We start from the raw sequence: 13,003 nt of genomic DNA on the forward strand, positions 1-13,003 counted from the left end.
GCCGTGAACGAACTGCGTACGGGCGTGCTGGTCGTGGGAGCGGGCGGCGCCGGCCTGACCATCTCGAACCTGCTGGCCGACCTGGGGGTGGACTTCCTGACCTTCGAGCGCCGAGCCGCCTCGACCGGCCTGCCGAAGGCGCACTACCTGAACCAGCGGACCATGGAGATCTTCCGTCAGCACGGCATCGCGGACGAGGTCTACCGACTGGGTGCGCCGCCGGAGAAGATGTCGCGGTTCGCGGTGTGGACCACGATGGGTGGGGACGGTCCCCTGGACCGGCAGCTCATCCATGGAGCCGACAGCCCTGGCGGCGGCGAGTCGCTGCGGTACGTCTACGAGCGGGACAGCCCGACTCCCGCGACCAACCTGCCTCAGCGTGACCTCGAACCGTTGCTGGCCCGCCGGCTGCTGGACCGCGCGAGCGATCGCGCCTTCTACGGGTTCGAGGTGGTCGACCTCGACAACGGCGCCGACGGGATCGTCGCTACCGTCAAGAACGTGTCGGACGGCGAGATGCTGAAGATCCACGCCGACTACCTGGTCGCTGCCGACGGCGGACGCACGATCGGTCCCCGGACTGGGAACATCCTGTCTGGGGAGAAGAACCTCGCGCAGAGCACGACCGTCCACTTCAAGGCCGACCTGTCGAAGTACTGGCTTGACGACCGCGCCCTGCTGAACATGTTCCTCCACCCCGTCCGACGCTCGACCATGGCGGGATCGGGTTTCGTACGCTGCTCGGTGATGCCGCTGTCAGCGCCGTGGGGACGACACAGCGGTGAGTTCATGTCGCACGTCCACATGACACCCGACGACATGGCAGCCGCGGACCACGCGACAGTGGCGCGCTGGCTCAAGGAACTCCTCAACCTGCCCGAGGACCTGAAGCTTGAGGTCGTCACCTACAACAAGTGGACCATCGAGGGCGTCCTGGCCGAGCACTTCCGCATCGGCCGGGTCCTCTTCATCGGCGACGCCGCGCACCGGCATCCGCCCACGACCGGACTGGGCCTGAACTCCGGCATCCAGGATGCTCACAACCTCGCCTGGAAGCTTGCCGCGGTACTCCAGGGACGGGCCTCCGACGCCCTTCTCGACACCTATGAGATCGAGCGTCGACCCGTGTGCGCGTTCAACGTGGACTGGGCCCTGTCCACGTTCTTCAACCGCCGTGCGGTCGAGGACTCGATCTACGCGACGCACCCGCCCGCTCGACACGAGAACGACGGTGAGAGCACCGCGATCGCAGCCCTCCTGGCAGACACCCCCGATGGCCGGATGCGACGAGCTCGGCTGCGTGACATGTTCTCGACTCAGCGGCAGGAACTGCAGGCACACGACGTCGAGATCGGATTCGCCTACGAGGCGGGAGCGCTGGTCCCGGACGGCACCGAGTGCCCGCCGCGCGACCCGATGGGCTTCGAGCACACGCCCTCGACACGCCCGGGCCACCGCCTGCCGCACGCGTGGCTCGACGTCGACGGCCGACGGGTTTCGACCCACGACTTCCTCGGGCGGCAGGGGCAGTTCCTCCTGATCGCGAACGAAAAGGGGAAGGCATGGTGCGACGCCGCCTCAGCCCTTCAGGACCGGCTTCCGGTTGAGATCACCGCGATCCGCGTCGGCGTCGACGCCTGCATCGACGCGGAACGACGGTGGCTCGAAGTGAGCGGAGTCGGGAAGAGCGGAGCAGTCCTGGTCCGTCCCGACGGGATGGTTGCCTGGCGAAGTCAGGAGATGGACGCCCTTCCCACAGAGCGGCTGACCGAGGTGGTGCGGCAGATCCTCGCCATCGGCCCGAATGACCCGGACCCCGCACCGGCCGGCAGTGAGGACTCACCGGCCCGGATGGTCCCCAGCGGGGTCTGACCAGCGACTCCCTGGAGCGCCGTCCCAGGCACATGCTGCAACGCGCTGGTGCAAGCGGGTTGACGCGACCGGGGGTCGGTGAACCGGCGGCCCAATGCCGACGGTTCGAGCACGGCGTAGCCCAGTGCGGCGTCTCCCGACACCGACCCAGAATCTCGGACAACAGCAATGAGAGGGCTTCTGATGGAGCTTGACCCCGCAAAGACCGCGGTCCTCGTGGTCCACATGGTGCGTGACATCGTCACCCGAGAAGGAGCATTCGGTCAGATCTTCGCCGACGGCGTCGAACTTCACCAGGTCGTGCCCCAGGTCGGCCGACTGCTGTCCACGGCTCGCGCGGGCGGCGCCACCCCTGTCTACCTCCGCGTCGTGTTCAAGCCCGGCTACCCGGACCTGGTCGCGAACTGTCCGCTGCTCGGGATGGCCGCCCAGACGGGGGCGCTCGAGGACGGCAAGCCGGGCGCCGAGATCGTCCCCGAGCTCGCTCCGCGGGACGGCGAGCTGGTCATCGATCACCAGCGCCTGACCGGTTTCTTCGGAACCGAACTCGACGTCCTGCTGCGGGCACGTGGCATCACGACCGTCATCGCGTGCGGCGTCGCCACCAACATCTCGGTCGAGGGCACCGCCCGCGACGCCGTCAACCTCGGCTACCGCACCGTGATCGCCTCCGACGCCTGCTCCACCGCCTCCGACCAGGCCCACCAGGCCACCCTGGAGACCTTCCAGCTGCTCGGTGAGGTCGCCTCCGTCGAGGAGATCTCCGCAGCCCTGCAGGCGCCCTTGCCGCGGTGACCGCGATGCACACCGGGCACTCGAGCACCGACACCCTGGAGCAGCGATGACCGCCTTCACAGACGCCACGTCCGCCCAGAACGCGGCCCCCGCAACCGCGGCCGACGAGTCGAGCGAGGCCGACCGCGCCGGGGAGGCGGCGAGGGCGTCGCTCGGGCAGGTTCCGGGCAGGGCGTCCGCCGGCCTGTCCTTCGAGCCGCTGACGCCGACCTCGTTCCTGGACCGTGCGGCGGCTGCGCACGGGGACCGCATCGGGGTGGTCGATGAGGGCCGCGGGTTCACCTACGCGCAGATGCGTGAGCGGTGCATGCGTCTGGCTGGGGGTCTGGCCCCCCTTGCGGAGGGGCGACCGGTCGCGGTGCTCGCCCCGAACACACACGTCCTGCTCGAGGCGAACTTCGGGGTGCCATGGGCCGGGGTGCCGTTGGTTGCGGTGAACACGCGGCTGTCGGCCTCGGAGATCGTCTACATCCTGGAGCACTCCAACGCCGCTGTGCTGGTCCACGACCCGTCCTTCGACCCCCTGGTCGAGGAGGTTCTGGCCCAGCTGACCGAACCCGTTCGCCGGATCCGGGCCGGCCAGGAGTACGAGGACCTCCTGGCCTCGGCCGAGCCGCTGCACCTGACGCCGTCCGATGAGCTGTCGGTGTTGTCGATCAACTACACCTCCGGGACCACCGGACGACCCAAGGGTGTGATGTACCACCACCGCGGTGCGTTCCTGCAGGCCTTGGCCATGGTGGGGCACACGGGTATGACACCCTCGAGCGTGCACCTGTGGACGCTGCCGATGTTCCACTGCAATGGCTGGTGCTTCCCGTGGGCGGTCACGGCCGCGGCCGCGACCCATGTATGTCTGCCCAAGGTCGACCCGGCCGAGGTGTGGCGCCTGATCCGGGCCGAGGGCGTCACGCACCTCAACGGCGCCCCGACCGTGCTGTCGATGCTCGCCTACGCCCCCGACGCGGCACCGCTGGAAGGACAGCCCGTCCGGATCGCCACCGGTGGTGCACCCCCCTCGCCGGCGATCCTGCGGCGGATGGCTGAGCTCGGCTTCGAGACCACCCACTTGTACGGGCTGACCGAAACCTACGGTCCGGCGATGCTGTGCGACTGGCGCCCGGAGTGGGACACCCTCGATGCCACCGCCCAGGCGCGACTCAAGGCACGCCAGGGCGTGGGGAACATGATCTCCTGCGTGCCACGGGTGATCGCCGACGACGGCACAGACGTGCCTGCTGACGGCCGCACCACCGGCCAGATCGCGTTGCGTGGCAACAACCTCATGCTCGGCTACCTCGACGATCCCGAGGCCACGGCCGCTGCCGTGCCGGACGGCTGGTTCCGCACCGGCGACATCGGCGTGCTGCACCCCGACGGCTACATCGAGCTGCGTGACCGGTCCAAGGACGTGATCATCTCCGGCGGGGAGAACATCGCCTCGGTGGAGGTGGAGCAGGTGATCATGGATCACCCCGCGGTCCTGGAGGCAGCGGTGATCGCGATGCCGGACGAACGCTGGGGTGAGGTTCCCGCCGCGTACGTGGCGCTGAAGGAGGGGGCGTCGGCGACCGAGGAAGAGATCCGCGAACACGTACGCGCTCGGCTCGCACGGTTCAAGGCACCGAAAACGGTCACCTTCGGTGAGCTTCCGAAGACCTCCACCGGCAAGATCCAGAAGTTCGTCCTGCGTGAGAAGGCCTGGGCGGACCAGGAGCACCGGATCCGCTGAGGCGGCCCGTCGGCACCGGGGAACGGATCGACCGGGCGTCACCTTCGCCGCGCGCCAGTGTCGGCGCCATGGTCGTGCGCACGTCGTCGTAGCGCAGCCGCAGCCGCACCGCTCGCCGGCAGCCGCACCGCCTCCACGCGCAGTGACGCGTCGGCCGCGGGCACCAGGCCACGGATGACTCACCGACGGCGTGGTCGCCGCCCGGCGGACTGACACATGCTCACGCACACTCACCCCACCCACGGGTCTCGCCCTGAGGTCTGACGATCCTCCTGAGAGGATCGGTACAGTGGGATGTCGAGTGGTCAGCGCCTCGCCGGCGACGTTCGGCAGGGCACTTGCGGCTCACCCGCCCCGGCCAGTCGGCCGAGAGGCGCGAACGCGAGAGCCGACCCGATGCCTAGGAGCGACTCATGACTGCCCGCGTGCCCGCGGTGACTTCGACTGCACGCATCATCGAACGGATCGCCGCGGACTGGCCCGAGCCCGTCTCACCGCGGGTACTTGTCTCCGAGCTGAACATGAACCGGAGCACCTGCTACAACATCCTGGCGACCCTGCAGGACGCGGGGTGGGTGCGTTCCCTCGGCGATCGTGCCGGCTGGACGCTGGGGCCACGGCTCCTGACGCTCACCGGTGTCACCGACGACGTGGCGTTGGCGATCGTCCGCGAGGAGATCGACCAGTTGGCCCGGCGGCTCGGTTTCGTCGTCTTCGCCGCACAACCGGACGGGTCCGGCGGGTATGTGGTGGTGGCGCGTGCTGAGCACCGGCGTGGAGTCCGGGTCACGGTGGGCGTCGGCGAGTACTTCCAGTTCTCGGCTCCCGCGCTCATGTACGCCTTTCACTCCTGGTCGGACCCGGAGACGTTCAGCGACGAAATCGCCCGTGTGGGCGTCAACGCGTTCACACCGAACACGATCACCGAACGCGCCGCGATCCTTGCCGAGGCCGAGCAGACTCGCGAGCGCGGTTTCAGCGTCAGCCTCCAGCAGTACGACCTCGCACAGAGCGGTGTGGCGGCGCCCGTCTTCGACCGGCACGGAGAGGTCTCGATGGTCCTGTGCTGTCTGGCGTTCTCCTCCGAGCTCTGCCGGGACAACGTCGAGGCCGTTGGGCGCCTCCTGGCCGCGGGTGGCCTGCGGGTGGCCGAGCGGCTCGGCGGCCGTGTTCCCCGGGCACACGCCGAGACGGGCCACGGGGGAAGCCCCCGGAGCATTCACGAACAGCAGGATGCCGCACCGGCATGAGCAGAGCGCGGCAACTGCGGGAGGACTCTGCGGCGCCTTGCCCCGGGCCGTTTCTCGGGCGCTCCCGGGCGGGTCCGTGCGTCCGGAGCCGCCCGCGACGTCCCCTGATGTCCCGGCCGTGCCAGGGCTCTGTCCAGGGCTGTGGTTCAGGGCTGCTGTCAGGACTCCGTGGCCGGTGAGCTCTCCGTGTCGGCTTTCAGGTGGGCGAGCACGGTCGGCCAGATCTCGCGGTTCTGGATGAGACTCATGTGCCGTGTCCGGTCGAGGACGACGAGCTGGGAGTCCCGGATTCCGCGGTGCAGCGCCTGCGCCATCGGGGGCGGGGTCGCGTAGTCCTCGTCCCCGACGAGCACCAGCGTGGGTGCGGTGATGTCGCCCAGGCGTCCGCTGTCGTCGTAGCGGCCCAGGGCACGGCAGGCGGCGGCGTGCGCGGTGGAGTCGGTGCCGACGAAGATCGCCGAGACGCGATCGACCTCGGCAGGCTCCGATTGCAGGAACGTCGGCGAGAACCAGCGGTCGTGCTGGAACTTCAGCTGCTGCTCTCGCGGGGTCTCCACGGCGTTCACGGCGCGCCCTTCCCAGGCGGCTTCCTTGCCGGGGCCGTAGTCGGCGGTCGTGTCCGCGAGTACGAGCCTGGTCACCAGGTCGGGGCGGCGCACGGCCAGTGCGGTTGCGGCGCAGCCGCCCATGGAGAGGCCGACCACCGCGGCCGGCGCCCCCAGGTGCTCGAGCAGCGCGGCGGCGTCGGCGGCCATGTCCTCGACCGAGAAGTCGGTTCCGTCCCAGGTCGAGCCGCCGTGCCCGCGGGCGTCCGGTGCCACGACGCGGAAGCTGGAGGAGAACGCACGCATCAGGGGCCGCCAGAACTCGCCGGCCAGCGCCAGGGGATGGAGCAGCAGGACGAGCGGCCCCTCGCCTTCCTCGACCCAGGTCTGCTCACCCCAGGAAGTCCGCAGGCTCATCATCGGCTCCGTTCCGCTGCGAGACGCACGGCTCTCATGAGTTCCGGGTAGGTGCCACACCGGCAGAGGTTTCCCTCAAGATGCTCGGCGATCTCGTCGTCCGTGGGGTTCGGGTTGTCCTTCAGCAGTTCCTTGGTCATGAGCACGAACCCGGGAATGCAGTAGCCGCACTGCATCGCGTTGCTCTCGACGAAAGCGGCCACGACGACGTCGTCTTCGGGCAGCCCGTCCGCGGTCGTGATCGCCACTCCGTCGTAGCGCCGGGCATGCGCCAGGCACGCGGAGACGCTCCGGCCGTCGGCGAGCACGGTGCACGTACCGCATGCCCCGACGCCGCAGCCCTCGCGTGCCGAGGTCACGCCGACCCGGTTGCGCAGCGAGTCGAGGAGGACCTCGTCGTCGCGTACCTGCATGGGGTGCGAGGTGCCGTTCACGTTGAGCTTGATGGCCTTCACCGGGTGCTCTCCTCGATACCTGCCAGCACGGACTCCGGTGTCAGGGGCAGTCGGGTGAGCCGGATGCCGCATGCGTCTCGCAGCGCGTTGGCGTAGGCGGGCGCGACCCCCAGGATTCCGCTCTCGCCGACTCCCTTGGCTCCGAAAGGGCCGTCGCGGTGGGGAGCCTCGACGACGATGGGGGTCATCTTCTCGGGCATGTCCCGCATGGAGGGCAGCTGGTAGTCGAGCAACGTCGCGTTGATCATCTGCCCGTGGTCGAACACGAGCTGGTCGAAGAGCGCGTGCCCGATGCCCATGACGGCAGCGCCGGTCAGTTGCTGCTCGACAAGAGTCGGGTTGAGCGCCTTCCCGACGTCGGCGGCGACCGCGAGGTGCTGGGTCCGGATCCGGCCGGTCCTGGTGTCGACGCCGATGCGCACGGCGACGGCGCTCGCGAACCAGTGCTCGGTGACCTTCTCCGACAGGCCGGTGGCCTTGTCGTAGGGGTGCCACCAGCTGGTGAAGTTCGACGTGGTGGTCAGGGTCGCGCCCCGGGCGCCGAACGTGCGGTGGACGAGTTCGGGCAGGGTCGTGGTGAGCTGTCCGTCGATGCTGATGCCCCTGGAGGTCAGCGAGATCGCTTCGGCCTGCGCACCGGTCTGCTCCGCGGCGATCTCGATCAACCGGTCACGCATGCGCTCGGCGACCAGGCGTACGGCGTTGCCGGTGTGGTAGGTGGAGCGGCTGCCGGCGGTGATCGTGTCGTAGGGGGTGGCGTCGGTGTCGGCCTGGACGACGTGGATCAGGGTGGAGTCGATCTGGAGGACCTCGGCGGCGACCTGCGCCATGATGGTGTCGGCGCCTTGCCCCATCTCGACGGTGCTGATCAGCAGGGTCGCCGATCCGTCCTGGTTGAGGTTCAGGGTGGCGTTGGCGACCGTCGGGGTGAGCACGGCCTTCATGCCGACCGCGATGCCCTTGCCGTACCGGATCGGTCCGTCGTCGGCCGGCGTCGGGGCGTCCCAGCCGACGGCCTCGGCGACAGCGTCCAGGCAGGACACGAAGTCGGCGCTGTGCATCTTCGTTCCCATCGTCGCGATGTCGCCCTCGCGAAGAAGATGGCGCCTGCGAAACCGGTAGGGGTCCTCGCCCAGCTCATGGGCCAGCTCGTCGATGAGTGTCTCGTGGGACCAGGTCACCTGGGGCACGCCGAAGCCGCGGAACGGGCCTGCGGAGACCTTGTTGGTGTAGATGCACCGTGACTGGACGGCGACGTTCTCGATCCGGTACGGACCGGGGACGACCATTCCGGACTTCGCGGCGATGCGGGGCCCGACGTCGGCGAACGCTCCGGTGTCGTAGCGGACGTCGGCGGTTGATGCGACCAGGTTCCCTTCGCTGTCCGCGGAGAGGGACCCGGTGACCTGCGCACCGTGCCGTGTGGTCAGGAGGAACGCCTCCTCGCGGGTGGTCGCGATGCGGACTCTGCGCTGGAGCTTCCACGCCAGCGCCGCCGCCAGCGGCTCGAGACGGTCGTACATCTTGGCGCCGAACCCGCCCCCCAGCGCGCGGGTCCGGACCCGGACCCTGGCCAGAGGCAGGCCGAGCAGGTCCGAGGCGGTCTGGCGCACGTAGGAGGGTGTTTGCGTGGTCGTGAGGATCTCGAGCCGTCCGCTGTCGACCCAGGCCATGGTGACCGGGAGCTCGATGGTGACGTGGTGGGTGGGGGGTGCCCAGGTGGTGGCCTCTACGGTGGTCGCGGCGTGCTCGCGTGCCTTGGCGGCATCGCCCTTGATCTGGCGGTACTCGTAGTTGACGTTGGTGTCGCGAACACCGGAGAGATGGGCGAGGTCGGCGAAGACCGAGGACGGGCGAAGCTCGGCGTGCACGTAGTCGGTGCCCTCGAGTGCGGCGTCGATGTCGTAGACCGCGTCGAGATCCTTGTACTCGACGTGGACCAGGTCGGCGGCCGCACGCGCTGTCGGCTCGTCGTGCGCCAGAACCGCGACCACCGGCTCACCGACGTAGCGCACCTTGTCGACCGCCAGCGCCGGCTGGTCCGCGAACGCCGGGCCCGTGTACATCCGGTCGCCGTACTCGGCGAAGAGGTCTCGGCCGGTGACGACGGCGATCACGCCTTCGACGGCCGCGGCCGCGTCGATGCCGATGCTCGCGATGACGGCGTGTGGCCGGGTGCTGCGACAGATTGCGACGTGCGCCGTGTCGGTCGCGACAGGCTCGTCTCCGACGTACTTGATGGTGCCCCGAACCCGGCCGAGGGCGTCGAACCGCCTGCGTCGTTCGCCCACACCCCACAGTGTGTCCGGGTCTGCCGGCTGGGCCGGCGCGTCTTCGGATGTCGTGGCCGTGGAGTCCGTCGACGCGGGCTGCTTCTCATCCACCTCAAGCATGGGCGAGCTCCTTCATCACTGAGCGGACGCCTTCTTCGACGGCGATGCGGCCCAGGTGAGCCTTATAGCCGGCCGAGCCACGCACGTCCTCGATCGGGTCGATCGCGGTGCCGGCGATCTCGAGGGCGGCGTCGACGACTTCCTGCTCCGACATGTCCTGGTCGATGTCCAGGGCCAGGTACCGCGTGGTGGGGGCGAGCGCACCCAGGCCGAGGCGAAGCTCGGTCAGCTCCCCGGGAACGGCGAGCACCGCGACCGAGGCGCAGGGCCAGTCGTTGGCGGCCAGGCTGCTGTGCTTGACGAAGGTGCCGCGAGAGTCCTCGCCCTGTTTCGGGATCCGGATCGCGGTGATCATCTCGTCAGCTCGAAGGTCGGTGACCTGGAAGTCGACGAAGAACTCGCGAACGGACACCTCGCGCGTACCACTCGTCGAGGTCAGCTCGACCATGGCGTCAAGGACCACGAGCGCGGTCGGCGGGTCAAGACGGTAGTCGCCGTGCGCGAGGTTGCCGCCGGCGCTCGCGGTGTTCCGGACCCGGGGGTTGGCCACCTTCGCGTACGTCTCGGCCGCCAGCGGCAGCTGGGAACGAACGCGGGGATCGGTCTCCATCTGACGCAGCGAGACCAGAGGGCCGACCTTGATCACCTCACCCTCGTCCACGATGTCGCGCAGGCCCGGGATCCGGCCGATGTCGACGAAGTGGTCGGTGAAGAGGATGCCCTGCTTGAGCAGGATCTGGATCGCGGTCCCGCCGCCGTACACCATCGTGTCGTCGAGTTCGGCGAGGAGGCCCACTGCCTCATCCAGCGTCTGCGGTACATAGAACGTGGACATCAGCTGCGAGGCCTCCGGTCACCCCAGATCACGCCGAAGGCGAACGCGGCGGCTGCGACGGCGATCAGGAACGGAAGGTCCTGCTTCCGGTCGACCGGTCCCGTCGGCACCGGCACAGCGGTGAGCGTCGTCCCGTCGGCAGTCGCTTCATGCGGGACGCCGCCCGCGACGTGCGTTCCCGCCACGCCGCTCGCGACCGCGCCGTCGGCGCTGGTCGCTGCCTTCACGCCCTGGCGATGCGGGATCGGCTGACCGGTGCACACGGCCGTGAGCGCTTCGGAGAACTGCCTCTCGACCTCCACGCTGCGCCGACGGATGACAGGTTCCCCGAGGCGTCCGAGCTTGCCCCACATCGCCATCTCGAGCTCGTAGGTCACCCGCGAGGCCTCGCCGAGCGGCGCGATGGTCATGCGAGCGTCGACCTTGATCGTGCTGCCCAACCGTCGGTCCTCGCCCTTGAGGACCGCGGTGACCGCGGAGCCGCCGGGCTGCTCGGCGAGGGGCTCGACCGAGGCGATCTCGGCGGTGAAGCCGGCCTTGAACTTCACGTGCGCGATCTCGTTGGTGAGCATGCCGCGGAACGTCTTGTCATCGACCTGCTCGAGCTCCTCGCAACCGGGCAGACACTCACGCATCGTCGCCGGATCGAAGAACAGCGAAACGACCTTGTCGGGCGCCGCTGGTACGTCGAACTGAGAAGAGAGCTTCATCGCCAAACCCATCTGTGGTGTCCCCTATGGAGGACGCTAAGTCTTCCATGCAGGACAGTCAACAGATGGTGCAACAACAGCGGACGAGCGGCTTTCGGGGATGCGAGGCACTGCCGCCGCGCAGCAGACGTCGATCTCGACGCGCCCACGACCGCAGGGCCACCCGCGGGTGACCGCCGCCGGGTGCCGGCGCCCGCCGGCTGGCACCTGCGGCTGACGACACCGCAGGAGGTGGCCCGCCAGCTGTCACCGTGAGGGCGATTTAGGTGGGGATTCCACGGGCACACCAAGATCCGCGCCACAGCGGAGGCCGAGACCCCGGCCCGAAGGGCAAGCGTCCCTTTGGACCAGCTCTTACCGACCGGTCGTGGCTTGTGACGGGAGGTGGGGCGGGCAGGTAGCGCCGACGCCGGGCGGCCTGTGGCCGGGGGTGGGTGAACAAGCCCAGCTCGGTCTCGACCAGGGTCCCGCGCTCGACAAGCCGCTCAGGCCCTTGTGAGAGCGGTGCTCGACGGAGGGCAAGACCCTCGCGGTGGACCGCGCCGTAGGAGCGGAGCTCGTCGGCGACGACCACCCGGGCGCACCGTGCGGGTCTTCTTCAGAAGGCCACGGAAGAAACGCTCGGCCGCGGTCTTGTCCCGGCGGTTCTGTACCGTCCTGTGCTGGTCGATGGCCCGCCACAGGAACTTCAGCTTGCCGTTGATCCTTGTGAAGATCTCGCGGCGCGTTTGCGTACTGCCCGCCCGAACTTGGCGCACCAGACGCTCACACCGCGCTCCAGCATCAGTTCCTCGACTTCGCGGAACGACAGCGGGAAGCGGTGGTCAGCCACTCGCAGTGGGAGATTACCCAGACCGGGTACCGCAGCCCTTGTGCGACGACGATACGTCCCCCACGGACAGCCTCCTGAGCCTGATCAACTTGATCATCCCGCGAGTCAGTCAACGTGACAGTGCCTTTCACGCTCCTGACGCCGACCCCCTGGCGGTGGCTGTGGGGAGCGCGGTGAGGAAGTCGCGGATGTCCGCCACCTCCTGCGCGTTGATGCCGTGGCCGAGGCCCGGGTAGGTGTGCTCACGCAGGACTGCGCCGGACTGCTCGCGGAGCCAGGTGCCGGTGCGCGCGACGAGATCGGCCGGGATCACCTGGTCCTCGGTGTCGCGCCCCCAGAAGACGGGGAGCCCGCCGAGTCGGCCGGGTTCGTCCGGGAGGGCCGCGTCCCAGGGCAGGGTGCCGGAGAGCAGGACGGCGGCGGAGAACTCCCCGGGGCGTGCGAGGATCAGACCGCCAGCCATGACCATGCCGCCCGAGAAGCCCAGCACGGTGACGGAGGAATGCTGCGGCTGCACGGTGTGGAGCCAGTCGAAGAGCCAGCGGGCGGTGTCGGCGATCGAGTCCGGAAGCGGCCGTCCGATGCCGCGGTTGGCGAACCAGGCGTAGCCGCCGCCTGCCGGGATGGGCGCCCGGACGGAGGCGACGGTCGTCCCGGCAGGCAGCTGCGGTGCCAGCTCGGCGAAGGACCGCTCGTCGGCGCCCCATCCGTGAAGGGCGAGGACCAGGGGTGTTCCGGCGCGTTCCGTCTCGGCGGCGGACCAGTGGACAAGGGGATCGGGCATGGGGCCTACTCTCCATGAGTTATTCAAATTTGAACAATCTGAGATCAGGGTACAGAACGCTCTTCCGGTGCTGACTGTGGCTCTCCCGGAAGTGGAGGGTGGGCGTGGAGGGTGCGGCACCGGCCGCCTGTGTTCCCGGTGCTGGTCGCGGCCTCCCCGCATGAGGCAACCGCTTGTTCTGCGGTGTCCGGAGCTGAACGACGTGGTCGTGCAGGAAGGATGGCGGCGTGGTGTCATCACGATCGACTCCGCCGAGCTGCAGGTGCGCCACCAGCTCACGCGGCAGAGCCCATTTGTGCTGGTACTGGCGAAGACTCATGAGCTGTTTCACCCGTGAACAGACGGTCCGCAGTCAGGCCGCGGCGGACCTGGTACGGCTGATG

12 protein-coding genes are annotated in these 13,003 nt (G+C 69.1%); 5 read left to right on the top strand and 7 right to left on the bottom strand.

The annotated features are described in order from the left end of the window. Positions 1-3: 3 nt before the first annotated feature. The 4 genes from ACFZDJ_RS13380 (at position 4) to ACFZDJ_RS13395 (ending at position 5,649) form a co-directional block, all read left to right on the top strand. Positions 4-1,872: an FAD-dependent monooxygenase gene (locus ACFZDJ_RS13380; protein ID WP_391058581.1), complete on the top strand. Its 1,869-nt coding sequence runs from the start codon at positions 4-6 to the stop codon at positions 1,870-1,872. A 183-nt stretch (positions 1,873-2,055) separates the two neighbouring features. After that, complete coding sequence (locus tag ACFZDJ_RS13385) at positions 2,056-2,667, top strand: isochorismatase family protein (protein ID WP_391058584.1); 612 nt, start codon at positions 2,056-2,058, stop codon at positions 2,665-2,667. Positions 2,668-2,713: 46 nt separating this feature from the next. Next, entirely contained in the window at positions 2,714-4,399 is a 1,686-nt protein-coding gene (locus ACFZDJ_RS13390) for an AMP-binding protein (RefSeq protein ID WP_391058587.1), read from the top strand. A 413-nt stretch (positions 4,400-4,812) separates the two neighbouring features. Continuing rightward, on the top strand, positions 4,813-5,649 hold the full coding sequence (locus ACFZDJ_RS13395) for an IclR family transcriptional regulator C-terminal domain-containing protein (RefSeq protein WP_391058590.1): 837 nt from the start codon (positions 4,813-4,815) through the stop codon (positions 5,647-5,649). A gap of 158 nt (positions 5,650-5,807) precedes the next feature. Here ACFZDJ_RS13395 and ACFZDJ_RS13400 read toward each other — a convergent pair whose 3' ends face one another. The 7 genes from ACFZDJ_RS13400 to ACFZDJ_RS13430 all read right to left on the bottom strand — a co-directional run bounded on the left by ACFZDJ_RS13400 (position 5,808) and on the right by ACFZDJ_RS13430 (position 12,620). After that, positions 5,808-6,611 (bottom strand): alpha/beta fold hydrolase, encoded by an 804-nt coding sequence (locus ACFZDJ_RS13400; protein ID WP_391058592.1) that lies wholly within the window; start codon positions 6,609-6,611, stop codon positions 5,808-5,810. Then, the gene (locus ACFZDJ_RS13405; protein WP_391058595.1) at positions 6,611-7,066 is read right to left on the bottom strand and encodes a 2Fe-2S iron-sulfur cluster-binding protein; all 456 of its coding nucleotides are present in this window, start codon (positions 7,064-7,066) and stop codon (positions 6,611-6,613) included. The genes ACFZDJ_RS13400 and ACFZDJ_RS13405 overlap by 1 nt, the downstream gene beginning before the upstream one ends. Then, on the bottom strand, positions 7,063-9,459 hold the full coding sequence (locus ACFZDJ_RS13410; RefSeq protein WP_391058598.1) for a molybdopterin cofactor-binding domain-containing protein: 2,397 nt from the start codon (positions 9,457-9,459) through the stop codon (positions 7,063-7,065). Before ACFZDJ_RS13410 ends, ACFZDJ_RS13405 begins: the two co-directional genes overlap by 4 nt. Beyond that, complete coding sequence (locus ACFZDJ_RS13415; RefSeq protein WP_391058601.1) at positions 9,452-10,294, bottom strand: FAD binding domain-containing protein; 843 nt, start codon at positions 10,292-10,294, stop codon at positions 9,452-9,454. Before ACFZDJ_RS13415 ends, ACFZDJ_RS13410 begins: the two co-directional genes overlap by 8 nt. Next, positions 10,294-11,004, bottom strand: coding sequence for an SRPBCC domain-containing protein (locus ACFZDJ_RS13420; protein ID WP_391058604.1), 711 nt, complete (start codon positions 11,002-11,004; stop codon positions 10,294-10,296). Before ACFZDJ_RS13420 ends, ACFZDJ_RS13415 begins: the two co-directional genes overlap by 1 nt. A gap of 485 nt (positions 11,005-11,489) precedes the next feature. Beyond that, entirely contained in the window at positions 11,490-11,762 is a 273-nt protein-coding gene (locus ACFZDJ_RS13425) for a DDE-type integrase/transposase/recombinase (protein WP_391058607.1), read from the bottom strand. 201 nt (positions 11,763-11,963) lie between these two features. Continuing rightward, positions 11,964-12,620, bottom strand: a complete 657-nt coding sequence (locus tag ACFZDJ_RS13430) for an alpha/beta hydrolase (RefSeq protein ID WP_391058610.1) — start codon at positions 12,618-12,620, stop codon at positions 11,964-11,966. Positions 12,621-12,822: 202 nt separating this feature from the next. On the opposite strand from ACFZDJ_RS13430, the gene ACFZDJ_RS13435 reads away from it, so the two are divergent. After that, the gene (locus tag ACFZDJ_RS13435; protein ID WP_391058613.1) at positions 12,823-12,957 is read left to right on the top strand and encodes a hypothetical protein; all 135 of its coding nucleotides are present in this window, start codon (positions 12,823-12,825) and stop codon (positions 12,955-12,957) included. Positions 12,958-13,003: the final 46 nt, after the last annotated feature.

The sequence above is a fragment of the Streptomyces sp. NPDC007896 genome, from assembly GCF_042959425.1.
Taxonomy (GTDB): Bacteria; Actinomycetota; Actinomycetes; order Streptomycetales; family Streptomycetaceae; genus Streptomyces.